Origin of the sequence: Paenibacillus sp. FSL R5-0527, assembly GCF_038008055.1 — a bacterium.
GTDB lineage: Bacteria > Bacillota > Bacilli > Paenibacillales > Paenibacillaceae > Fontibacillus > Fontibacillus macerans.
Genome location: NZ_JBBOYI010000001.1, coordinates 2,038,711 through 2,061,379 on the forward strand (window position 1 = coordinate 2,038,711; position 22,669 = coordinate 2,061,379).

The following is a 22,669-nucleotide window of genomic DNA, read 5'->3' on the forward strand; positions in this document are numbered from 1 at the left end:
CAACTAGTTGAATTGGAGAAGCCCTTCATTCGTTTTTTGCGAGTGAAGGGCTTTTTAGTGTCATGATCTGTCTCTAACTCAACTATCATGCAGCCATTTCTCGGTAACTCTACCGTTGACCCATTTGATTTCTTGTTCAAAGGTAATGACTTTTCCGTTTTTCCCGACAATCACCCAAGCGTAGCTATCGCTTTCTTTCAAGTAGCATTTATATTTCATTCCTGAAATTATTGTATTTTCTTGGTTCGCTCCGTTTTTTACTAGGATGCTTTCATCATGTTTGTCGATCCATAAGTTATCCAATTTTGCAAATAGGCCCGGCTCAAGCTTGCCTAAAAATTCTTTCGCGCTTGCTTTAGCAGCTTCCTTCGTCGGAAGTTCTCCTTCCGCCAAAGTTTTATCCATCCAAGTAAATCCCAGGAGTTTATTGCTGCTTTTTTTTATAACAAACGAAAAATATTCGCCTCCCGGACCATGGTTTTCGCCGGATGCTTTTTCATAGCGGAACCACCAGACGTCTTCAGCGTTTTGCTTTTGGCTTTGTACCGTTTTCAGGACATATCCATCCGGAATCGTTAGTAGCTGCAGGACCTTTTTCAATGATTCGCTGTAGTCCTCTTCTTTTACGGAAATGTTTGTTTGAAAGACATGATTCATGTTGGTCACCTCATGCGAAATATTCGGTTTGCTCTTTTCCTTGCTCGGCCTTGTATCACTTTGAACTGACATTCGTTTTTACCAGAAACGAAGCCAGCCATCCGATGCTTATGATGAATGCCAGTACCTCAAAAGTTAGAACATAACTTTCGCTCTTCATGAGGTTCATTGCGGCGATGGGTCCAAGAGTAGCGCCAATAAACAGTATAAAAGTGTATAGCGTAACACCGATCGCTCTTGCCTCGCCTGCTATACTTCCGATTAACGTGATTAAGGTAGGTACGGAAATCGCTATACCCGTAACAAAAACGATGCTCATACCAATTAGAATCGGGAAATTGGAGCTGATTCCAATGATGACGAGACCCGCTGTCGCTAAGAGCAGCCCGCCTTGTAAAACACGTTTGGCGCCAAATTTACCGGCTAACCGCCCGGCAAACGGAGAAGCTAACATCCCGACAATTCCGGCGGCCCGCACCAATAGAATTTGGTTGTTGCTTAAGGCAAAGGGAGTTTGGCTTAAATAATTTCCCAGCGTGCTGTACATTCCGACAAAAGAAAAAAGAAGCGTGATTGTTACGAGGTAGCAAAACAACAGCGACGTATTTGAAAATACAGCCCTGACCTGTCGGAATGTATTTCCAATGCTCACTTGATTCTTTTTGACCTCTTCTTTTGGAACCAAGCCCCCGAACAATATAGCCGACAGCAAATAGATTCCTCCCAGAATATAAAAAACAAATGACCAGCCAAGATTTGTGCTAATCATACTGCTGAAAACCTGGCCGATAATGCCTGCCATCAAGAAACCTGTACTGACAAATCCTATAGTTGTCACTCTTTTTTCAATCGGATACAGTTCCACGATATAAGTAAGGGCAACGGGACCAAACGATGCGGCGGCAAAACCCTGAACGGCTCGGAGCAGGATCAGCCACGGCAGGCTGTGGACAAGTCCAAGCAAAGGAGATAACAGGCATAAAGCGACCAAACCGTAAAGCATTGTTTTTGTTCTTCCGTACTTATCCGATAACGTCCCAAAGAAAAGAAAGCCAACGGCGTAGGTTAACGAGAAAGAACTGCTTGCCCAGGATGATTGCGATGGCGTTACATGAAACGCATCCGCAAAGATAGAGACCAAAGGAATCGTGATGTAAAGGCTCGATACAACCGCCAAACCGCACCAAGTCAGTATGGCCGTTATCAGAGAGTAGTTGTATTGATCCGATTCTGCATGAATTTTTTCAACAAGCTGTGTCAATGAAAGGTCCTCCTTAATTGCAAAACCACCCTCCGGAATAATCCTCCAGGCTATTCGCTTCGTTGCTGTGAAATGTCCGTGATGCGGCTTTTTTCCAAAAATTCAGGGTCAGCGGCGACTGCTCCGGCTTGCCCCCAATTGGTCAACGGCGTTTCCCGCAGGATCACCAAAACCTTATCGGGAGGCAGGTTAAAAAGATTTACAGTAGCATCGGTTAGTGCCTTAATCCATTCCTTTTTTTGTTGCTCATTAAAACCTTCCCAGCAGTCTACATTGATAATCGGCATAAATAACATCTCCTTAGTAATTGATTTGCGAAAAATGTATGATCACAACATTCATTGTAACTAGATTACAATCAATGTCAATATAAAACTAAAATTTGTAGCAGATCGTCATTTGAGGTAAAATATCTTCAAAGCAATATTTTCATTATTTTCATTGAAGGTGATGACATGAACTCGAACGAAGAGCTTAAAAATATCCTTTTGGATTTCGATTTATTGGGCAAATTGGTTGTGGGGATAGGTGAAGTATCCGAAATTTCAGGCGTTCCCACCAGACAAATAAGGTACTGGGAAGAAAAAGGGATCATCCATTCATCGAAAGAAACCGAGGGGACCACGCGAAAATACGATTATTTGAACGTGAAAAAAGTTCTTTTAATCAAGGAGCTCTTGGATGATGGCTATACTTTGGATGCGGCGGCGAAAAAAGTGGAAGATCGAATGAAAAACATCAGCGAAGCGTTTGCGAAGTTAGCGCAGCGTTCGGAATAAGCTGGAGAATGCAGAAGAGTAGCGGCTCAAAAAGATGGCAATCCATAAGAAACGAAGGATCGTCGTTCATGCTATGATACGTGTAAATTCATGATCGAGGTGGACGAACGATGACCGAAAAAATATCCAAAGGCCGTCTCTGGACGGGGCGAATTATGAGCGGTATTGTCATTTTGTTTATGTTGTTCGACGGCATATCCAAGCTTTTTAAGCCGGCCGTCGTTGTGGAGGGCACGCTGACGCTCGGGTTTGCCGAGCATCATATCGTGACCATTGGCATCCTCGCGCTTCTCTCTACCGTGCTGTACGCCATTCCGAGGACGGCCGTCCTGGGCGCGGTACTGCTGACCGCTTTTTACGGCGGCGTGGTCGCCACGCAAATTCGCGTGGACGCTCCCTTGTTTTCGCATACGCTGTTTGCGGTTTATATGGCGATTCTTGCCTGGGGAGGACTGTGGCTGCGAAACGATAAGGTTCGCCGCTTGTTTTGGTAGTCATTAAGCGTTTATCATCAGATGGGGCAAACACCACAGGAGTTCCGAATTTACTTGGTGCCTGTGGAGGTTAAAGATGCACTTACCTTAATGTTCATGTTTGGTATGTTCATTTTGGTGCTTCTTACCTACATGAAAAAAGAAATAGACCGCCCTCGGCAAAGGTAAGCGGTCTATTTTTATAATTCCTTTTGCTAAAGCCTTCCGCCCTTAAAAGCGGCTATTGCTCGGGAGTCCGTGTTACAGCACGGCTCCTTTATATTTTCATTGTAGCATTGAGTACCGGGTGTATCAAGATGTCGCTTAATTATATCTGTAAGCTGATATTTTTAATTATCTTTTTCATACATCCCACTTGCCGCTTTTCTTAGCTTGAATGACAGTCTCAAACCAATCACCGGATCATCATGATTATTTCTGCCACCCTTAATTGCTATCTTACCTTTATTATCCTCAATACATACCAGAGACAACATCGAATACGTCAAACACGGATGCGGACTGATTATGAGGACCATTAAAGCAAATCGTTAAAATGAAAAGCGTCGCGTAAGAAGTAGCACCAATGGGTTAAAAAAGATGGTCCCTGTACAATACAGGGACCATCTCTTAAATGTGGCCTAACTCTTTTTTTTCAAAGTGATCCTTGACATACAAGGATAAGCTTTTTCTCGAGTTATTTGAATTTGATTTTGTTTTTGATTTTGCTCCCGCAGCCGCAAATGATCGTATGCTTCAAAATTTTAATTGGCTGGTGGCACATGGAGCACACACTTTGATGAAGCGGATCGTTCAGCTTCACCGTTTCCTCCGTACTTGACGCTGCTTCGCTTGGAGCATTGGACGTTACCATCGTCTCCTATCCTATTCCTCCCCCAAACGACTTGGGTTACTTGATTTCCCCTGTTGCCACGAGAACGGCTCTCCCCAGCGTATGGCCCAGCATGGTGAATCCTAAGAGAGCCGGCGTGGCGCTAGGGTCGACGCCGATTTTCTCGACATCCAGCGCATGAACGACAAAATAATACCGATGAGGGCCGTGTCCCGCAGGAGGCGCTGCACCGATAAACCGTTCGAGCCGCAAATCGTTCGGCAGTTGCAAGGCGCCTTGCGGCAAGCCGCTGCCATGCTCGTCGCCTGCGCCGGTCGGCAGTTCGGTGACGCTGGCCGGGATGTTGATGACGGCCCAGTGCCAGAGGCCCGATCCGGTCGGGGCGTCCGGGTCATACGCGGTTACGGCGAAACTTTTCGTTCCTTCGGGCGCACCCGACCATTTCAAATGGGGCGAAAGATCTTTGCCGCCCTCTACTCCTGACATCTCCGAGTATTGCTGAGGCGGTAGAGGAAGGCCCTCAACAATATCGTTACTTGTTACCTTGAAGCTTGCGACTTCCGGCAATTTGGCAAATGGGTTGTTGCTCACTGTAAATGACCTCCTTATCAAAGAATAATTCGATTATATTCATAAGAATCGATTTTGTAAATATAAATCGTTTAATATTGTAACTATCGAATTTAGTGTTTGTTTTTTTATAGATTTGGTGTAAACTATTTAAACGTATATTCCCGATTTGTATAAAGGATGGTGCTGGCTTCATGGCCAAAAGAAACGGTTCGTCCACTTTAAGCGAAAATGTCAGAAAGAAACTGCAGTCCGATATTCTGTCCGGACAATATGAACCGGGATCTTCATTAACCGTTTCGGAGTTAGCCCAAGGTTTCGATGTCTCGGTTGCCGTCGTGCGAGAAGCACTGACCCGGTTGGCGACCCAAGGCCTCATCTTGCAAAACCCGAATCACGGATTTTCCGTGAAGACAGTGTCGGAAGAAGAACTGAATAGCATCATAGAGGCGCGTTCGATCAACGAATCCGCAGCATTACGCCTGTCCATCGCCCATGGCGATCTCACATGGGAATCCAATGTAATCGCCGTTCACCACAAATTATCGCAAACGCCCGAGTACAAGGAAGTGAATCAAAAGCTTGCCGTTCGCGAGGAGTGGTCTGACATCCACCGTCAATTTCATTACGAACTTATCGCCGCATGTCCAAACCCGATTCTCCTGGATATCTGCAAACGCCTTTGGGATTTGAGCGAATTTTATCGGCATTGGTCGAGCCAACAGCAGCCCACCCGCGATGGCCGCGCCGAGCATAAGGCATTAACCGATGCCGTTCTTAGCCGCGACAGCGATCGTGCCGTCGAGATCTTTAGAGCGCACATCCAACTCACCGCGGATATCCTGTTAGACAACCGATAAACGGATTAAGCCTACGAATGCCACCTTTACTCATAGACATTTAGCAAAAAAAGGAGCAGTTTGCTTTATGGCAACTGCTCCTTTATCTGCCGGCGCCGAAATTTAGTACACAATTCAACCTCCCCGACGGCTTAACTACATCGGCCTCCCGTTATGTGTCGGCGGGTCTTCCTGTTCCATCTCCGGACCAAACTCGTCAACAGCCGCGGCGGGATTGCCGTCTTGATTCCACGCGTCCTTCGTCATAAACGCCTTCGTTCGTCCTCCATCGGTCGAGTCTTTGGCCTTTGCCTGTTCGAGCTGGTTTTCTGCTTTTTCACTGTCGTTCATAAGGGGACCTCCTAAGAAATTTTGTCTTTTCACATTTTTCGTTTATTAGCATTTCTCAAACATTTCTGAAGTAATTCATAAACAAATTCTCAGTAAGGTAGGAGGCAGATAAAAACAACATTGACTTCGGGATAGGAGAGGAGATAACCGGATGAGAGATACGATTTATTTGCTGACGGGGGCGGCCGGATTTTTGGGGAATAATATTTCCCGCAAGCGGGGGATATTTTGAGCAATGAGATGGTATCGATGCGGCGGATGTTCGACCTGACCAGCGAAGCCAGCGGCGCCCCGCGGGTCGAGAACATTTTGACGCCGGAACAGATGCAGCTAAACCATCGCTGACACGGTGGAGTGGCTGCGCAGCGAAGGGAAAATCTAACGATAGTCTCACCGAATAAATAAACTCCAAGGGCATTGGGATTGAAAAATCCCGATGCCCTTGGTTGTATATTCAGCGAACGTATCAAATCGAATTCAAAAAAGATTGAATATAGGGGAGCGCGGCGCCTATAGGCACACCGTTTTCCGGGGAACGGCTGATATGAATAAAGGGTTCATGGCTGGGAAACGCCGTTCTTTCATCAACTTTCTCATGCAAAATGTCGATATCCTGCTGCTTTAAGTAAGGAGAAATATGGCCGCCCAAAATAAACTCCCGGTTGATGACCAGGTGGATATTGTTGATCGAAAAAGCCAGGTAATCCAAAAACGCATCCCATCGCTCCGCGTAAGGAGAAACCCCGGAACGTACTTGGCGGAAGAAAGAATCCAAGGTTTCCCCTTCTTCCAACAGCGCGCTTACCGAGCAGCGGGTTTCCATACAGCCCTTCTTGCCGCAGTAACAAGGAGCGCCGTTTGGCTCAATCGTCATATGTTCCACCGTTCCGCTATGTCCTTCTTTGCCCATCTCAATTTGGCCATTGATGATAATGGCGCCCCCTAGATGCCTTCCAACCGACAGGTAGACCGCGTCACCAATGTCATTTCTAACCCACAGTTCTGCAGCCGCGGCTCCCTTGGCATCATGCACAAACATGCAAGGATACTTGAGATGCCGTGCAAACACATCAATCTCCAACCCGGTGCAATCCAAAATCTTTCCGTAAGTGATTTTTTGTCCATCGGCGGAGGTTAAGGCTTGCACGCCAAACCCGATGCCGAGCACCCGATCTTCCGGCACATCCAGAGACGAGATGAAGGATTGCACGGCATCGCTTAGCTCTTTGTAATAACGGTCCCCGTTGGCATAGCCAAGCGGCAATTCCATTTGCCGAAAGACGGTGCCAAGCAAATCAACCGCCAAGATCCGCACGGACTCTTTCTGAATTTCCACGCCGATACTAATCCGGGCTTGGGGGCATATGGCATAAGCGGCTGCGCGCCGGCCGACGGAAGATTCAAACAACCCGCTTTTCTCGATCAGTTTTTCCTCTTCCAAACGCACCAGATTTTGCGTAACGGTCGGCAAGCTCAAATGCAGCTGGTTGGCGATTTCCTGTTTTGAAAGTTTTCCATGTTGATAAATGAGATGGTAAATCGCCGAGTAATTGTTCTTTTTTATATCTTTAACTGCGGTGTTATGGTCCATGAAATCTTACCTCATATTTTTATAAAATACTTTTGCAAAAAAGATTTATGTAATCCTAGTTTAACTATATCATAGCAGCTTATACGGCAACAACTTTGGCGGGATATTTGCATGGTTTTTGCAGGATGCTTACAGCTTGTCTTAAGGTTCAGCCGATTTACGCATATTGACGGCCACAAAAAACGGTTATATTATATAAACATGTTTTATAAAATGATTTTACAAAATAATTTTATTTAACAGGAGGACATCTAAATGGGCATCATTGAAAAAATGAGATTGGACTGGAAGAAAATTTTTGTTACCGGCGGGGCAAGAGGAATCGGTAAAAGCGTGGCCACCGCCTTTGCCGAAGCGGGAGCGGATGTGGCGATTGTGGACCTGGATATCGCAGAGGCCAGAAAGACAGCTGCGGAGCTTGAAAAAGGCCATAAAATTAAAGCGTTTGCAATTCAAGCGGATGTAACCAAACCTGAAGAAGTGGACGCCATGATCGAAGAAGTGCTGAACGTTTTCGGACGCTTGGATGTGGCCTTCTGCAACGCCGGAATTTGCCTGAATGTCCCGGCCGAGGAAATGACGTACGACCAGTGGAGAAAGGTGATCGACATCAACCTGACCGGGGTATTTCTGACCGCGCAGGCAGCTGGAAAGGTCATGTTAAAACAAGGCGGCGGTTCGATCATTAATACGGCTTCGATGTCGGGACATATTGTGAATGTGCCGCAACCGCAATGCTCCTACAACGCCTCCAAAGCGGGGGTGATCCAGCTCACCAAATCGCTGGCTGTGGAATGGGCGGCAAGAAATGTGCGCGTGAATTGCATCAGCCCCGGATATATCGGAACAGAGCTTACATTGAACTCTCCGAGCCTGAAGCCGTTGATTGAACAATGGAATAGCGTAGCGCCGCTGAAGCGCATGGGGAAACCGGAAGAGTTGCAGTCCATTTGCGTTTATCTTGCGGGAGACACCAGCAGCTTTACGACGGGAGCCGATTTTGTCATCGACGGTGCTTTTACTTGTATTTAACGGATTGTAAAAATCCGGCCATTGCGAAAGGAGACTAACGCATGCACTATTTACTGGGAACGGATATTGGAACGTCGGGCACGAAAACGATATTGGCGGATACAAGCGGAAATGTGGTCGCCCAGGATTTACAGGAATACGACGTATTGACCCCAAAGCCCTTATGGGCGGAGCAGTGGCCCGATGTGTGGCTGGAGGCGGCGAAGGCGTCGATTAAAAATACAGTGCGGAAATCGGGAATTCCGGCGGAAAAAATTCGCGGTATCGCGATCAGCGGTCTGTACGGAGGCTCTGGAGTTCCCCTCGACAACAACATGGAACCGGTCCGGCCGTGCATGATTTGGATGGACCGCAGAGCGGAAGAGGAAACAAAATGGGTGTTGGAGCATATTGGCGAAGAAAAGCTGCTGGAAATTACCCATAATGGAGCCGACCCTTATTACGGCTATACGAAAATATTATGGATGAAACGCCATGAACCGGAAAATTGGCGGAAAACCAAGCTTTTTCTCCCGCCTAATGATTATGTCATCTATAAACTGACCGGGAACATTGCCATTGACTATTCTTCCGCGGGCAATATCGGCGGCATTTTTGATATGAATGCCCGAACCTGGTCGCAAGAAATGATGATCGCCATGGGCATTCCGTTGTCCATGATGCCGGAAAATCTCGTGGAATCCACGGATATCGTCGGCGGATTAACCAAGGAAGCCGCGGCTGAATTGGGTCTTTCCGAAGGAATTCCGGTGATCGCCAGCGGGATTGACTGCGGCGCCGCCAATATCGGTCTTGGTGTATTGGAACCCGGGGTTTATGCGGCGGCTATTGGAACTTCGATGTGTGCGGCGTTTATTTCCGATCAACCGCTAAAGCGAAAAGACCTCATCGTTTGGCCTTATTTATACAATGCCAAAAAACTATCCTACTATTTCGCCGGCGGGGCGACAGCGGGAGCGATCGTGAAATGGTTCCGGCAAACGTTGTGCCAATTTGAACTTGAAGCGGAAAAAGCCGGCGGGAAAAACGCATACGATGTGTTAAATGAGCAGGCGGCCCAAATCCCGGCCGGCAGCGAAGGGCTGATCGTGCTTCCTTATTTTATGGGGGAGAGAAGCCCGATTTGGGATTCGGACGCCAAAGGAACGATCGTCGGACTTTCGTTGGCGCATACCAAAGCGCATATTTACCGGGCGTTCCTGGAAGCGGTTGCTTTTTCTTTAAGAGATGCGATGGAAGCCACCGGAGAAAACCTCGGCGAGTATATCCTGATTGCCGGCGGTGTAACGAAGTCCAAACTGTGGCGGCAAATCTTTGCCGATGTGACCGGTTATCCGGTGGTCTGTCCGGTGCATGATGTTGAAGCGAATATGGGCGATGTCATGCTGGCCGGAATCGGAACAGGCCTGCTTACTTACGAAGATGTGAAGAAATGGCCGGTTTTGGACGAGAAAGTGATGCCTAATCCACAAAACCGCGAAAAATATAACGGTTATTACGAGGTCTACAAATCGGTTTATCAACATTTAAAGCATGATATGAAAACGCTGACACAACTTTCTTGAAGCCAAGTCGGAATCCTAAATTGCTGAAAAAGGACAGGTGAGCCAATGAATAAATGGAAAACTAGAATCGGTTATGGGGTTGGCGATTTAGGGTGCAACCTGGTATTCAGCACCATGGCCTCTTATTTGATGATTTTTTATACGGATGTCTTCGGAATCACGGCCGCTGCCGCGGGCACTTTAATGCTGGTAACCAAAATCATCGATGCTTTTGCGGATACGGGCATGGGCTTGTTGGTGGATCGCACGAAAACGAGATGGGGGCAAGGAAGACCCTATTTTCTGATCGGCGCCGTTCCTTTTACGGTATTTACCATCTTGACGTTTGTGGTTCCCGATGTTGATATGACCGGAAAACTGATTTGGGCCTATTTCTCGTTTACCTTGTTAAACATTGCCTATACGGTTGTCAATATACCGTTAAACACGATCGTGCCCAGATTAACCGCAGATAATCACGAGCGAAACTGGCTGGTGTCCACCAGAATGATCTGCGCGCTGATTGGGACGGCTTTAGTGATGTCCATTACAACACCGTTAGTAAATTCCTTTGGCCAAGGAGACGCGCAAAAAGGCTATTTACTCACGACGAGCCTTTACGGCATTGCGGCCATGTTCATATTTATTTTCACCTTTATGAACACAAAAGAGGTTGTCCCTCCGACCGTGGCGCCCGGGAAGTCTTCTTTTAAAGAAGACCTGAAAGGATTGACGGATCAGAGCATTTTGTTCTTTATCGTGAATTTCCTCTATTTTGCGCTGTTTGTCATCCGAAATACGACCGTCATCTATTATTTTACGTACAATCTCGAGCGGACGGACTGGCTCACCTTTGTCGGCCTGTTCGGCATATTGTCCGGGCTGCCGATGCTGCTTATTTTACCTTGGCTGCAAAAGCGGATATCCAAGAAAAATGTCATGCTTCTAAGCATCGCCATTTATATTGCGGGGGATTTAATCCTTTATTTTGGAAAGTCGTCCGCCTTGCTGCTGATCGCGGGACTGGCGATCACCGGGCTCGGTATTTACGGCATCTTCGGCGTCACGTTCGCGATTCAGCCGGATGTCATCGATTATTCGGAATATAAAAAGAACCGAAGCATTTCCGGTATGATTGCGGCTTTCCAAGGCTTTTTCGTCAAAGGAAGCATGGGGCTGGCCAGCGCTTTAATCGGGGTTATTCTGAATATGGGCGGTTATGTTCCGAACGCCGCGCAAACGGCAACCGCTTTAAAATATATTGAATTAACGTTTATATGGATTCCGCTAATCATCTGCATTTTCATTGGAATTACCGTTTGGTTCTATAAGCTTGACGGCAAGCGTGCGGAAATGGATGCGGAGCTGGAACGGCGCCGGGCGATATCCGGGGGGAATGCGGTTGGTTTTTAATTGGCCTGAGGGAGGCGAAATGCCTCCCTTTTTACCGCAGCTGCTTTCTTAAGTAAACGTACACTGTTAGCGGCGCGAAGACGGCGATCAGGAGCAGACCGGCGCCGATGCCGGACGTCAGGGCGGACGCGCCGGCCGTGCCATGCAGCAGCTCCCTTGTCAGCTGGATGGCGATGCTGATCGGATTGAAATCAACCGCCGTCCGCAGCCATCCGGGCATGGTCGACGTGTCGACGAGCACATTGCTGGCAAAAAGAAGCGGATACACGATCATCATGCTTGTGCCCGATACCGTTTCCGGCTGCTTGGCCACATTGCCGATCAGCGCAAACACCCAACTCGCGCCGAAAGCGAAGAAAAGCACGTACAATGCGGCCGCAATGGTACCGGCGACACCGCCGTCCGGCCGGAATCCGAGCGTAAAACCCACCGCCAGAACGACGAGCATCGCGGCCAAATAACGCAAGCTATCGGCCGCAACCGAACCCCAAATGGCGGCGGGCTGCCAAAACGGCATCGTGCGGAAACGATGGTAGACGCCTTTGGCGATATCCGTGCATAACGTCGTACCGCTGTATACCGTCATCGGTACCACCGTCAGCACGAGAATGCCCGGCAGCAGGTACTGGATGTACTCCGTGACGGAACCGGCGATCGCCCCGCCGAACAAAAAGGCGAAGATGAGCAGCATGACGATCGGCGACAAGACCGCCTCCATGGCGAAGCCGAAGCCGTTGTTTCGCATGTGATTCAGCGTTCTTCGCATGAACAGCACTGTCGCGGCGAGACCGCCCGGACTGCGGCGCGGCTTCCTCGCTCCGGTTGCCTGGGTGATATTCATGCTGACGATGCCTCCTTTCCGCGAGTCGCGGTGAGCGCGAAGAACACGTCGTCGAGGCTCGGGTCGCCCAGGGTAAAATCGTCGATCGCCGCCCCGTGGCCAAGCAGCGTGCCGATAACGGCGTGCGCCAGCCCGGTTTCCTGTACAGCTACTTTCACGATCGACCCATCCTCGTTCGCTTGGCCGGCCACCCCATGCTCGCTTGCGAGCAGGCCGCAGACGCCGGCGGGATCGGTTCCCGCCGCGAGCCGGACCGTCAGCGTCTTGCCGCCGCTGGAAGCTTTGAGCTGTTCCGGCGTGCCGACGGCGATGATCCGCCCCTCGGCGATAAATCCGATCCGGTCAGCCAACCGATCGGCTTCTTCCAGGTACTGCGTCGTCAGCAGCACGGTTGTCCCTTGTTTCACCAGACGGCGGACCATGTCCCACAGTTCGTGCCGGCTCTGCGGGTCCAATCCGGTTGTCGGCTCGTCGAGGAACAGCACCTCGGGCTGCGAGAGGATGCCGGCGGCCAGGTCCAACCGCCTGCGCATGCCGCCGGAGTACGTTGCGACCGGCCGCCCGCCGGCCTCCGCAAGCCCAAACGATTCGAGCAGCTCCGCGGCGAGCGCGCGGGCCTCCTTGATCGAATAGCCGTACAGCCCGGCGAACAGCATTAAATTTTGGACGCCCGTCAACGCTTCGTCCAGTGCGGCGTATTGCCCCGTGACGCTGATGCGCCTGCGCACTTCAGCGGCGTCCAGCACGACGTCGCAGCCGCAGACGTGCGCCGATCCGCCGTCCGGACGCAGCAGCGTCGTCAGCAAGCGGATCGTCGTCGTCTTGCCGGTCCCGTTTGGGCCGAGCAGCGCGAACAACTCCCCTTGCCGAATGGCCAGATCCACTCCCCGCACCGCCTCATGCGTCCGGAACGATTTGCGCAAATTGTGCGCTTCGATGGCGAAGTTCATTTTACACGCTTCCTCCGTTCTACAGAAACTCCTGCTTATGTTCCTTCGCCCACTCGGCGAACGTGCGGGCCGGCCGCCCAAGCACCTGCAGGATCGTCGGCAGCACGGTGTAGCCGGCTTCGGGCGTGTTTTTCGCCATCTGCACGAAAAACTCGACGCTCTCCTCGTCATAGCCCTGGTCCCGCCATTGCTGCCGCGCCTCTTCCTCCGACAGCTCGACGAATGGGATGTCCTTCCCGATGGCGGCCGCGATCGTGCGCACCGCTTCCTTGCGCGTCAGCGCTTCGGGACCGGTCAGCGCATACGTCCGGCCGTGATGGCCGTCTTCCAGCAGTGCCCGGACGGCGACCGCGGCGATGTCTCCTTCGTGCACCCGCGCGCTCAGCGCCCCGCCGTAAAATTCCCGCACAACGCCTTCCGTGCGAATCATATCCCGCCAATCCGCCAGCACGTTGGCCATAAATTCAGCCGGCTTCACCAGCGTCCACTGCATGCTGCTGGCCTGCAGCGCTGCCTCGACCGGTCCTTCTGCGAAGCCGACCAACACGACGACCCGTTTCACGCCGGCGGCCTCCGCCAGCGCCACCACTTGCGGGTCGGTATCAAGGTCAGCTTCGGGCTCGTCGCTGGAGGTGATCAGAAATAACGCCTCCACGCCTTGCATCGCCTCCCGCAGCGTTTCGGGCTTCATCAGGTCGCCCGCGGCGATCTGCACGCCTTCCGGCAGCTTCGCCTTCGCTTGCCCGGGATTCCGCGTTAATGCCCGCACGGACATTCCCCGCTTCACCAGTAAATCCGTTACATGTTGTCCGACCGTTCCCGTTGCGCCTGTCACCAAAATCGTCATGTTTCATCTCCTCCTTGTTTGTTCATGTAATGCCGACGGATGGCTTCGAGATGGGCGACAATGTCGTCCCGCAGTTCGCCCGGCGACACGATGTCGACCTTCGTTCCGTAGCTGGTGATGACCGAAAGCGCATACTCCTTCGTATAAAAGGTTGTATGCACGTCGATATAATCCCCAAGGTACGTACATTCGCCCGGAAATTGCTCGAGCACGCGGGTGCGCGCCGAGGGAGCGAAGCGAAGATGGACCCGGATCCCCGGCGTTTCTTCCTGCTCCGGCTCGTTCGGAATAGACCGGGGGACGAACGCCGCTTCCGACACCTCGAGGCGGACGATCCGCGATAGGCGGAAATACCTTTTCGCCTGGCGCAAGCGGCAATACCCTTCCAGATACCAGACGCCGTTTTCCCACAGCAGATTCAGCGGTTCTACGCTGCGCTCGGTTGGCGTGCCGGCTGCGCTAGTGTAAGCCAGTTCGACCACGCGCGACTGCCGGATGGCCTGGAACAGCCGCCGGACGTTGTCCCGCTCGGATTCCGGCGCGTTCATGCTAAGAATGACGGCTTCATGGCTTCCTTCATTCGCCAGCGCCGGATGCAGGCTGGCCAGCTTCCGCTTCGCCGATGCCGCCGCCCCGCCCATCGCTCCTTCCATCGCCTTCAAAAGCGAATAGATCACCGACAAGTCTTCGAGCGAGAAGTGCTGCCGCGTCAGGAAAAATCCGTTCATCAGCTCGAATCCGCCATCCGCACCGGTGAACGAGGCGACCGGGATGCCGGCCTGGTTGATCAATTCGACGTCACGGTAGACGGTGCGCACCGACACTTCGAATTTGCCGGCCAACTGCGCGGCGGTCACCCTTTTTTTAGCCATCAACTCCAGCGTGATTCCGAGCAAACGGTCCAATCTCACGGCCATCGCCTCCTCTGCCGATAAACTTGTGCAGGTCATCTGAGAACGATCCTATACTAATAATTCTGACAACATGGTTGTCAGGGTTGGAGATGCAACATTTGTTCATCCAAGATAATCTGATATTAAGTCCGCAAACATTTCTTTAACATTTGCCTGTTATGATGATCCCGCTTGCGGAGAAATGAGGTTTTTTTATGATTAATATACTTGTTGTGGAGGATGATATAAAGCTCAATCAAATTGTTTGCAGTTATTTAAGTGATCATGGATACGCCGCGAAAGGGTGTTTGAACCCGCGGGAGGCCTATGATTTGATGTATAACAATCTGTACGACCTGATCATTTCCGACATCATGATGCCGGAAATTGATGGTTATGAATTTGCCGAAACCGTGCGGGATCTCAACAAGAACATCCCGATTTTGTTTATGACGGCCCGTGACGATATTTCCTCCAAGCAGCGGGGATTTCGGGTCGGCATTGACGATTATATGGTTAAACCGATCGATCTCATCGCCGCCTCCAAAAAACTGACGGCGCTGGTGACCAATATTTTAAAGCTCAACAAGCTGGAAAATCAGGAGATCACGCCGGCTACCGAGCCTTTTGACCTGTGCCGCCAGCTCAGCGACTGTGCGCTTACCTTTGAGAATGAATGGGAGCGGAAAGGGATTGAGTTTGTGGCTGATATCGAGGATCGCGCGATCGTCCATGCCGATGCAAGCATGTTGGAGATTGTATGGCATAACCTGCTTTCCAATGCGCTGAAATTTACGGAACCCAGGGGAACCATTACCTTAACGCAAGTCTCGGATAAGGATCACGTGACGGTATCCATAACCGACACCGGCTGCGGCATGGACGAGGAGACGATGAAGCATATTTTCGATAAATTTTATCAAGGAGATACCTCCCATTCCGGCGGGGGCAACGGGCTTGGGCTCGCGCTTTCGCTGCGCGTCATTGAGCTGGCCGGCGGCTCCATCACGATCCGGAGCGAACCGGGCCAGGGGTCAACCTTCACCGTAAGGCTAAAAGCCAAAGCATAAGCGAATATCCAAAACCCGATCGTCTCTTCACCTTCCATTGGAAAAATCCAATAGATTGCCGGAATCGACCGCCACATTGAGCTCTTATTGGAAAAATCCAATAGATTTCGCCCAATTCGTCCGTTTCGCGCCCTGCCGAGCTAATCTATTGGAAATATCCAATCAAGCTGCCGCATTTGCCGCACAATTCTCAATTCTATTGGATATCTCCAATTAGATGAGGAATCACTCGTTCAGGAGATACAGCGTCGTGGGACTATACGCCTAATATAACTGCGATTGATTGGAATATGAAGGAAAATGACGCATTTTGGCGAAATACCTACTTGCCTTAAGAAAGTTATCTTTTTCCATAAGAGGAGGAAAACAACCATGGCGAGTAAGTTACGCGCAAGGTCCAAAGCAACTTTTTTACGGATGGCGGCTGTGTTTTTGGCGGTCATTCTGGCGACAACGGTAATCGCCATCGCTGCAGCGCCGGGCAAGGTCTTGGCGGCAGGGGAGAATCTGCTGACGAATCCCGGATTTGAAGCCGGGGATACCGCTTGGGAGAAGTGGGGCAACCCGGTGGTTACGACGGCGGAAAAACATAGCGGAAACCAGTCGCTTCAGGTGAAACGAAATACGGGCGGAGCTTCCCAATCCGTGGCCGTTAAGGCCGGAAAAACATACCGGATCGGCGTATGGGTTAAATTTGCCGGCACCGGCGTGACCAGCCATACGATTTCGATGGAGTATTTCGGTTCCCAGCAGGGAAAAGAAAGCCTGAAATTCTCCGGATCGACGGACTGGGAGTATCAACAAATTTTATTTACCCCCGCTGCAGGCGTGCAGTATGCCCGGGTATCTTTTTGGAATAACACGGCGGTCGATTATTTTATTGACGATGCGGTGATTCGGGAATATGCGGACGAGGAACCGCCAACCGCACCCGGAGCATTGGAGACGGAGCATATTCAAAACGGCCTTAAGCTGACCTGGGCAGGTTCTACGGATGATTCCGGCGTGGAGGCATACCAGCTTTCCTACAAGAAAACGGAGGATTCCGGCTGGCAAACCGTGACCGTTCCCCATGTGGAGGGACAAACCGAGTACACCTATAGCCTCGAAAATCTGGAAGCCTATCAGGTTTATGCCCTCAAGCTGACTGCCGTGGACGAGGCGGGCAACATCTCGGATGCCGTTATTGGGCTGGAAGCCACACCGGGTCCCAACCTGGTGGAAAATCCGGGGCTTGAGACCGGTTCCGTATCCCCTTGGGAGGTATGGAAAAACCTTGAGGTTACCACGGACCATCCGCACAGCGGTCAATACGTCCTGAAGATCAAAAATCTGACCGGCGGCGGCACCAAGAAAATGAACGTAACGCCTGATACCACCTATTTGGTCAGCTTTTGGACCCGGTTTGCCGGCGAGCCGGTCACAAGCTTCGGGCTAGATTTCAGCTTATTCGGGCCAACGGAAACCAAGGTGCCGATAACTGCCCCGGTCAGCACGGAATGGACCAAGACCGAAGAGCGAATTCATTCCGGAAGCGGCGACAAGCTAATGAGGCTGGCCATGTGGAATACGACGGGCGTAGACATGTTTATGGATGATGTTTTTGTAGGGGCCCTGCCTGAGCTTCCTGCAAACCTCGAACCCAGCGTCCCGGCCAATGCCAAAGTAAACGGAACGGACTGGGTATCGGCGGACCTGGAGTGGGAGGCGTCGGAAGGACCTTATGGAGTCAAGGCTTATACGGTATCCTATAAGGAAGAGGGGGGAAATGAGGAATGGCGGACGGTAACGGTTCCCGTTGTCCAGGGGCAGACGTCTTATTCCTATAAACTGGAAGGCTTATCTCCGGAAACGGCTTATGACATTGAAATAAAAGCGGTCAGCGAAGGAGACCTGGTTTCGGAGGGAGCGGTTTTGCGGGCAGCCACAAGCTCTGTGAGAGCCTCTAACCCGGATGCCTCCGCCGAGGCGCTATCTCTGCTGGAGCGATTGTATGACACCACGGGGAACGGTATTTTTACAGGACAGCACAATTACTATGAGGACCCCTCCAACTGGTACAATAAAGCAGCCGAAATAACCGGCGTTTATCCTGCCTTATGGGGTTCCGATTTTGCCTATTATACGGGCGGCGACTTTGCGGGCTTAAGACAAAAGATGATTAATACCGCCATCGCCAAAGCCCAAAGCGGCGCCATGATCACCTTGACTTATCACCAAATTCGTCCTTTTGATCCCAAAACTGCCGGATGGGAAAGCGTAAAAGCAAAGGTAACGGAGGAGGAGATGGAGCAGATCGTTACCCCCGGTACGGACCTGTATAATCAGTGGGCAGCCCAGGTGGACGAAGTAGCCGGTTACCTGACCCAGCTTAAGGATGCGGGAGTTCCCGTGTTATGGCGGCCTTACCATGAAATGAACGCAGAATTTTTCTGGTGGGGCGGACGTCCGGAGCTTTTCAAGCAATTATGGGTCAATATGTACGACAGGTTCACCAATGTTCATCATTTGGATAACTTGATCTGGGTATGGAGTCCAAACGCGGAAAGCGAATGGGCCTTTGACTCGGCTCCGTATTATCCCGGCCACGATTATGTGGATGTGCTGGCCATGGACATCTACAATAACGACTACAAGGATGCCTATTACGAAAAACTGGTGGAACTCAGCGGCGGAAGACCTATCGCCATTGGCGAAAACGGAGAGCTGCCCGACCCTAAGGTCTTAAAGGAACGGCAACCCCGGTATGTATACTTTATGACCTGGTCCGAATACTTAACGGGTAAGAATTCCGTGGAGAAAATCAATTCGCTGTATCACGATGCGCGTTCGATAAATAACGGAGGCAGTGGCCTTTGATTAATGAGCCTGGCACAAAAAATGTGTCAGGCTTTTTCAAAGGGAGTTGGCAAGAAATGCCGGAAGGGCGTTGGAAGCTTGTGGACAGGGAAGGCCGATGTCAGGGAAGGCCGGTGGGTTGGTCGACGGGATTAACATCTACCTGCCGGTGCTTTGCACGATTATCCCGTTTGATCAGGAAGCAGAGAAGAAGATACATTCAGGGGGTGTGGATATATTTGGAAGAAGTGGATATGGGAGAAGCAGACCTGTTCGAGATCATTAACTTGTTTAAGATCATAGACAGGTTTATGAGAAGGGAAGCAAGCCTGAGACGGGAGGAATGAGGCAAGACACAAGGAAAAATGAAAAGACCGTGATCTTGCTGCAGCCTGAAATCCGTTTGCAGCAACGTCTGTACCGTTCAAGCATTTCTATTAGGCTAGGCTGCAGCCGCAAGGGGCTGGTTCGGTTGGCGCGCGATCAGCTGGCGGTAAGGGATTGCCGGAATCGCCACACACATGCGCAGTAACTTCTGCCGCATTGTTTCGCTCCGGGAAGTCCTTCTTGCAGGCGCAGACGGCGGCGTCCGGTGTATTCGTTCAGGTACGCCTGCAGATGCTTTAGTCCCAAGGCTCCATACGTACTTTTCAGCGATTCCCACGCCTCTCTCACCACTTTCCGCAAGGGCGTATACAGCCGAAAGGCCTGAGGGAACGACTGCACCACCGATGTATGGACATCCACATGCCCGCCAATAAACTCGGTTAGATCGTAACGGTCTGCCCTTTTTTCGCCTCCCCGCTTATGCGGCACCAGGCGGATTTTGACCTGCTCCGGCTCGCCCGACTCCGTGACCGTGCAGCCGGCTACGACCGCCGAGGCGTACGGATGCGAAAGCTGACACCGGGACGGATTACGCCCATACTGATCGCTGTTCACCTTCACGTCTCCAGAAAGCAGTTCCCTGGCATCGAACTCCCCCACGGCATGGCGTATGTTGTGCAGCAGCGACCAGGCGGTTTTGTAGGTGACCCGGATCACCTTGCTCAGCCGACCCGGATCACCTTGCTCAGCCGCAGGGCCGAGATGCCGCCCTCAAGCAGGAACAACTCCAGCGCCTGAAACCACTTCACCAGGGGGAGATGCGTTCCTTCAAAAATCGTGCCGACCAAAGGCGATGTTTGATGCTTGCACTTTCCGCACTCGAACAAAGGGATATGCCGGGAAGTCAGACGGCTGCACCGGGTGTAAGCGCAGCGGGGGCAGACGAAGCCGTTTGGCCACTTCATCGTGATTAGCGCCTCCATGCAGTCTTGCTCGCTGTTATAACGGCTGCTGAATGGCTGAAGTTCCGTTCCCGTATTGCCTTCCATATCGCTTACCTCCCGAATTAAGAATATACGAACATAAGTTCTATTTATTTCATTATACCAAACGTGCGTTCTCTATTCAAGCCGAAAATCTCACCTAAACCGCCTTATTTTTTCACCCTTTCTTTTTCTGCTCACTTTTTTCTTTATCCCGTTCACTAGCCCCTCTCTGCCCCTCTGAACGAAAGGGATAATCGTGCAAGGCAGCATGCAGATACACCAAGGCACTAAGCACCAAGACACTAAGCACCAAGACACCAAGACACGAACGCTATAGACAGCCACCTCAGCCGTAATTCAAATTTAAATGAATACCTTGCTGAAAGTTAACCATCTTATATTACAATAGACAATGTAACGGGTTGAAAGGGGGCTCCCGCTGTGAGAGAGCCGGATAACCATGCCGTCGTTCTTTTTGACGGCGTATGTAATTTTTGCAACGGATCGGTGCAGTTCATCATTCGGAGAGATCGGGCTGGTTACTTCCGGTTTGCTTCGCTGCAGTCGGATGCGGCGAAGTCGCTGCTCACCGGGCGGGCGGAAGCACCCAGTCTTGACTCGATCATTTTGATTGAAAATGACCGGGTGTTCACCGAGTCCACCGCGGTACTTCGAATCGCTCGAAAGCTGGACGGGATCTGGAGAGGAGCGGCCCTGTTCCTCGCTGTCCCCAAACCGCTCAGGGATTGGGCTTACCGCCTATTTGCCCGCAATCGATACCGCTGGTTCGGCAAACGCAGCGAATGCATGTTGCCGACGCCGGAGCAGCGCCAGCGATTTTTAAGCATGGATGAAGCGGGGAAGTTTTGAGTCTCAAAAGGGGGATCTTATATTGATTCGACACTTATGCGGATGGAATATAGGCCTCCTCCACTTCGACCAAACGTTCATTTCCAACCATTTTGTATTTTACATCAATGACGGCCCCCTCTTGGTAACGGGGAATGTGAACGACGGGTATAAAGGTTTTCACCGTGGCCCGGAAGGTCTGGCCGTCCTCCTGCGTAACCGTCAAATCGAGCTGGATGCCCGGACGATCATTTATACTGGATGAAGTCTGCTGGACGGAATGGATGAGTGCTTTTGCCCGGATTCCGTTGTCCAAGATATCCTGACGCTCCCGCTGGGTTTTCTGGTTGGCACGGAGTGTCTTTAGGGCGGCAATTAAAGTTAACGAACCCGTGATCAACCCGAATACGATGAGTAAGCTAACGATCGTTGTTTCGCTCATGTCAAACCTCCCGCATAAAATAGGTCAAGTTGAGATCAGCACCTCTAACGATAATACTCATTTCTCACATTTTCATGCATTGCCAACGGCAAAACAAGGTACTAAACGACCATCCAAGAAACAGAGTAGGTCGTTTAGTCTCCAAACTCCTTATCAACCGCAGCCAAGGCGGCGCCGATGATTTGGTGCATGTCGTAATATTTGTAGGTGGCGAGCCGGCCGCCAAAGATCACGTTTGCCTCCGCGTCGGCCAAAGCCTTGTATTTCCTGTAGATTTCATTGTTTTTATCGTCGTTGATCGGGTAATAAGGCTCGTCTCCCGGCTTCCACTCTGTGGGATATTCGCGGGTAATGACCGTTTTGTCCTGCGTTCCGAACTCAAAATGCTTATGCTCGATGATTCGCGTATACGGTGTTTCTCTATCCGTATAATTGACCACGGCATTGCCTTGATAATTGGCGGTGTCGCCCAATACGGCCGTCTCGAACCGCAAACTCCGGTACTCCAGAACGCCGTAGGCGTATTCGAAATATTGGTCGATCATGCCGGTATAAACGATCTTTTTGGCCAGTTTTTCGTACGCTCCCCGGTCATGAAAGAAATCGGCATTTAACTTGACGTCTGCGTCCTCCAGCATCTTTTGGATTATAGCCTGGTAACCGCCGATCGGGATGCCTTGATACGTGTCGTTAAAGTAATTGTTGTCATAAGTAAAACGGACGGGCAGGCGTTTGATGATGAAGGAAGGCAGCTCTTTGGCGGATCTTCCCCACTGTTTTTCCGTGTAGCCTTTGATCAGTTTTTCGTAGATGTCGGTTCCGACCAGAGAGATGGCTTGCTCCTCCAGGTTGCCCGGTTCCGTAATGCCGGCGGCTTTCCTTTGTTCGTCGATTTTCTGTTTGGCCTCATCCGGGGTGGCGACACCCCATAATTTGTTGAACGTATTCATATTAAACGGGAGATTGTAGATTTCCCCCTTGTAGTTGGCGATAGGCGAATTGGTATAGCGGTTGAATTCGGCAAACCGGTTCACGTAGTCCCATATTGCTTTACTGTTGGTGTGAAAAATATGAGCGCCGTATTTGTGCACTTGAATGCCTTCGACCTCTTCCGTATACACGTTTCCGCCGATGTGGTTTCTTTTATCGATAACCAGGCACTTCTTGCCTCTTTCTGTGGCCTCATAAGCAAAGACGGCTCCGAACAAACCCGCGCCGACGATTAAGTAATCATACATGTGGAAACTCCTTGTAATGTTTTAC

Annotated in this window: 25 protein-coding genes; 10 read left to right on the plus strand and 15 right to left on the minus strand. The window is 50.8% G+C overall.

Going from position 1 to position 22,669, the window contains the following annotated elements; all coding sequences use genetic code 11:
- Positions 1-78: 78 nt before the first annotated feature.
- From NYE69_RS09050 to NYE69_RS09060, 3 genes are read right to left on the minus strand one after another with little or no spacing between them, the layout of a single operon-like run.
- Positions 79-657, minus strand: coding sequence for a YcdB/YcdC domain-containing protein (locus NYE69_RS09050; RefSeq protein WP_340925895.1), 579 nt, complete (start codon positions 655-657; stop codon positions 79-81).
- A 55-nt stretch (positions 658-712) separates the two neighbouring features.
- The gene (locus NYE69_RS09055; RefSeq protein WP_340925896.1) at positions 713-1,918 is read right to left on the minus strand and encodes an MFS transporter; all 1,206 of its coding nucleotides are present in this window, start codon (positions 1,916-1,918) and stop codon (positions 713-715) included.
- Positions 1,919-1,968: 50 nt separating this feature from the next.
- Positions 1,969-2,205 (minus strand): tautomerase family protein, encoded by a 237-nt coding sequence (locus tag NYE69_RS09060; protein WP_340925897.1) that lies wholly within the window; start codon positions 2,203-2,205, stop codon positions 1,969-1,971.
- 168 nt (positions 2,206-2,373) lie between these two features.
- Between NYE69_RS09060 and NYE69_RS09065 the strand changes: the two genes are divergently transcribed.
- From NYE69_RS09065 to NYE69_RS09075, 3 genes are all read left to right on the plus strand, one after another.
- Positions 2,374-2,697: a MerR family transcriptional regulator gene (locus NYE69_RS09065; protein ID WP_036625716.1), complete on the plus strand. Its 324-nt coding sequence runs from the start codon at positions 2,374-2,376 to the stop codon at positions 2,695-2,697.
- A 110-nt stretch (positions 2,698-2,807) separates the two neighbouring features.
- Positions 2,808-3,191, plus strand: a complete 384-nt coding sequence (locus NYE69_RS09070) for a DoxX family protein (protein ID WP_036625715.1) — start codon at positions 2,808-2,810, stop codon at positions 3,189-3,191.
- A gap of 63 nt (positions 3,192-3,254) precedes the next feature.
- Positions 3,255-3,359: a putative holin-like toxin gene (locus NYE69_RS09075; RefSeq protein WP_445744823.1), complete on the plus strand. Its 105-nt coding sequence runs from the start codon at positions 3,255-3,257 to the stop codon at positions 3,357-3,359.
- A gap of 508 nt (positions 3,360-3,867) precedes the next feature.
- Here NYE69_RS09075 and NYE69_RS09080 read toward each other — a convergent pair.
- A complete protein-coding gene (locus NYE69_RS09080) occupies positions 3,868-4,044 on the minus strand; it encodes a hypothetical protein (RefSeq protein WP_340925899.1) in 177 nt (58 codons plus the stop codon).
- Positions 4,045-4,080: 36 nt separating this feature from the next.
- A complete protein-coding gene (locus NYE69_RS09085; protein WP_340925901.1) occupies positions 4,081-4,614 on the minus strand; it encodes a YbhB/YbcL family Raf kinase inhibitor-like protein in 534 nt (177 codons plus the stop codon).
- Between the two features lie 173 nt (positions 4,615-4,787).
- Here NYE69_RS09085 and NYE69_RS09090 point away from each other — a divergent pair, with 173 nt between their 5' ends.
- Positions 4,788-5,453 carry a GntR family transcriptional regulator gene (locus tag NYE69_RS09090; RefSeq protein WP_128631807.1) on the plus strand — a complete coding sequence of 222 codons (666 nt, stop codon included), beginning with the start codon at positions 4,788-4,790 and terminating at the stop codon, positions 5,451-5,453.
- Between the two features lie 135 nt (positions 5,454-5,588).
- Here the strand turns inward: NYE69_RS09090 and NYE69_RS09095 are convergent, their stop codons facing one another.
- Entirely contained in the window at positions 5,589-5,783 is a 195-nt protein-coding gene (locus NYE69_RS09095) for a hypothetical protein (RefSeq protein WP_128631808.1), read from the minus strand.
- A 466-nt stretch (positions 5,784-6,249) separates the two neighbouring features.
- Positions 6,250-7,374: an ROK family transcriptional regulator gene (locus NYE69_RS09100; protein WP_240752428.1), complete on the minus strand. Its 1,125-nt coding sequence runs from the start codon at positions 7,372-7,374 to the stop codon at positions 6,250-6,252.
- Positions 7,375-7,629: 255 nt separating this feature from the next.
- Between NYE69_RS09100 and NYE69_RS09105 the strand changes: the two genes are divergently transcribed.
- Genes NYE69_RS09105 through NYE69_RS09115 form a run of 3 tightly spaced genes read left to right on the plus strand, consistent with a single transcriptional unit; the run spans position 7,630 to position 11,363 of the window.
- Positions 7,630-8,406, plus strand: a complete 777-nt coding sequence (locus NYE69_RS09105) for an SDR family oxidoreductase (protein WP_340925903.1) — start codon at positions 7,630-7,632, stop codon at positions 8,404-8,406.
- Between the two features lie 41 nt (positions 8,407-8,447).
- Positions 8,448-9,971: an FGGY-family carbohydrate kinase gene (locus NYE69_RS09110; RefSeq protein WP_340925904.1), complete on the plus strand. Its 1,524-nt coding sequence runs from the start codon at positions 8,448-8,450 to the stop codon at positions 9,969-9,971.
- A 45-nt stretch (positions 9,972-10,016) separates the two neighbouring features.
- Positions 10,017-11,363, plus strand: coding sequence for an MFS transporter (locus NYE69_RS09115; protein ID WP_340925906.1), 1,347 nt, complete (start codon positions 10,017-10,019; stop codon positions 11,361-11,363).
- Between the two features lie 31 nt (positions 11,364-11,394).
- Here NYE69_RS09115 and NYE69_RS09120 read toward each other — a convergent pair whose 3' ends face one another.
- Genes NYE69_RS09120 through NYE69_RS09135 form a run of 4 tightly spaced genes read right to left on the minus strand, consistent with a single transcriptional unit; the run spans position 11,395 to position 14,912 of the window.
- Complete coding sequence (locus tag NYE69_RS09120; protein WP_340925907.1) at positions 11,395-12,204, minus strand: ABC transporter permease; 810 nt, start codon at positions 12,202-12,204, stop codon at positions 11,395-11,397.
- Positions 12,201-13,154, minus strand: a complete 954-nt coding sequence (locus NYE69_RS09125; protein ID WP_340925908.1) for an ATP-binding cassette domain-containing protein — start codon at positions 13,152-13,154, stop codon at positions 12,201-12,203. Before NYE69_RS09125 ends, NYE69_RS09120 begins: the two co-directional genes overlap by 4 nt.
- Before the next feature lie 19 nt (positions 13,155-13,173).
- Positions 13,174-14,001 carry an NAD(P)H-binding protein gene (locus NYE69_RS09130; RefSeq protein WP_340925909.1) on the minus strand — a complete coding sequence of 276 codons (828 nt, stop codon included), beginning with the start codon at positions 13,999-14,001 and terminating at the stop codon, positions 13,174-13,176.
- Positions 13,998-14,912 carry a helix-turn-helix transcriptional regulator gene (locus NYE69_RS09135; RefSeq protein WP_340925910.1) on the minus strand — a complete coding sequence of 305 codons (915 nt, stop codon included), beginning with the start codon at positions 14,910-14,912 and terminating at the stop codon, positions 13,998-14,000. Before NYE69_RS09135 ends, NYE69_RS09130 begins: the two co-directional genes overlap by 4 nt.
- Positions 14,913-15,109: 197 nt before the next feature.
- Between NYE69_RS09135 and NYE69_RS09140 the strand changes: the two genes are divergently transcribed.
- Both NYE69_RS09140 and NYE69_RS09145 read left to right on the plus strand, forming a co-directional pair.
- A complete protein-coding gene (locus tag NYE69_RS09140) occupies positions 15,110-15,964 on the plus strand; it encodes an ATP-binding response regulator (RefSeq protein WP_328271979.1) in 855 nt (284 codons plus the stop codon).
- 372 nt (positions 15,965-16,336) lie between these two features.
- Positions 16,337-18,823 carry a glycosyl hydrolase gene (locus NYE69_RS09145; RefSeq protein WP_340925911.1) on the plus strand — a complete coding sequence of 829 codons (2,487 nt, stop codon included), beginning with the start codon at positions 16,337-16,339 and terminating at the stop codon, positions 18,821-18,823.
- 462 nt (positions 18,824-19,285) lie between these two features.
- Here NYE69_RS09145 and NYE69_RS09150 read toward each other — a convergent pair whose 3' ends face one another.
- Entirely contained in the window at positions 19,286-19,846 is a 561-nt protein-coding gene (locus tag NYE69_RS09150; RefSeq protein ID WP_340925912.1) for a hypothetical protein, read from the minus strand.
- A gap of 5 nt (positions 19,847-19,851) precedes the next feature.
- Complete coding sequence (locus NYE69_RS09155) at positions 19,852-20,178, minus strand: IS1595 family transposase (protein ID WP_340925913.1); 327 nt, start codon at positions 20,176-20,178, stop codon at positions 19,852-19,854.
- 378 nt (positions 20,179-20,556) lie between these two features.
- Here NYE69_RS09155 and NYE69_RS09160 point away from each other — a divergent pair, with 378 nt between their 5' ends.
- Positions 20,557-20,985, plus strand: a complete 429-nt coding sequence (locus NYE69_RS09160) for a thiol-disulfide oxidoreductase DCC family protein (protein WP_340925914.1) — start codon at positions 20,557-20,559, stop codon at positions 20,983-20,985.
- Positions 20,986-21,019: 34 nt separating this feature from the next.
- Here the strand turns inward: NYE69_RS09160 and NYE69_RS09165 are convergent, their stop codons facing one another.
- Both NYE69_RS09165 and glf read right to left on the minus strand, forming a co-directional pair.
- Positions 21,020-21,406, minus strand: coding sequence for a hypothetical protein (locus NYE69_RS09165; protein ID WP_340925915.1), 387 nt, complete (start codon positions 21,404-21,406; stop codon positions 21,020-21,022).
- Positions 21,407-21,540: 134 nt separating this feature from the next.
- Positions 21,541-22,644, minus strand: a complete 1,104-nt coding sequence (glf, locus tag NYE69_RS09170) for a UDP-galactopyranose mutase (RefSeq protein WP_340925916.1) — start codon at positions 22,642-22,644, stop codon at positions 21,541-21,543.
- Positions 22,645-22,669 lie beyond the last annotated feature (25 nt).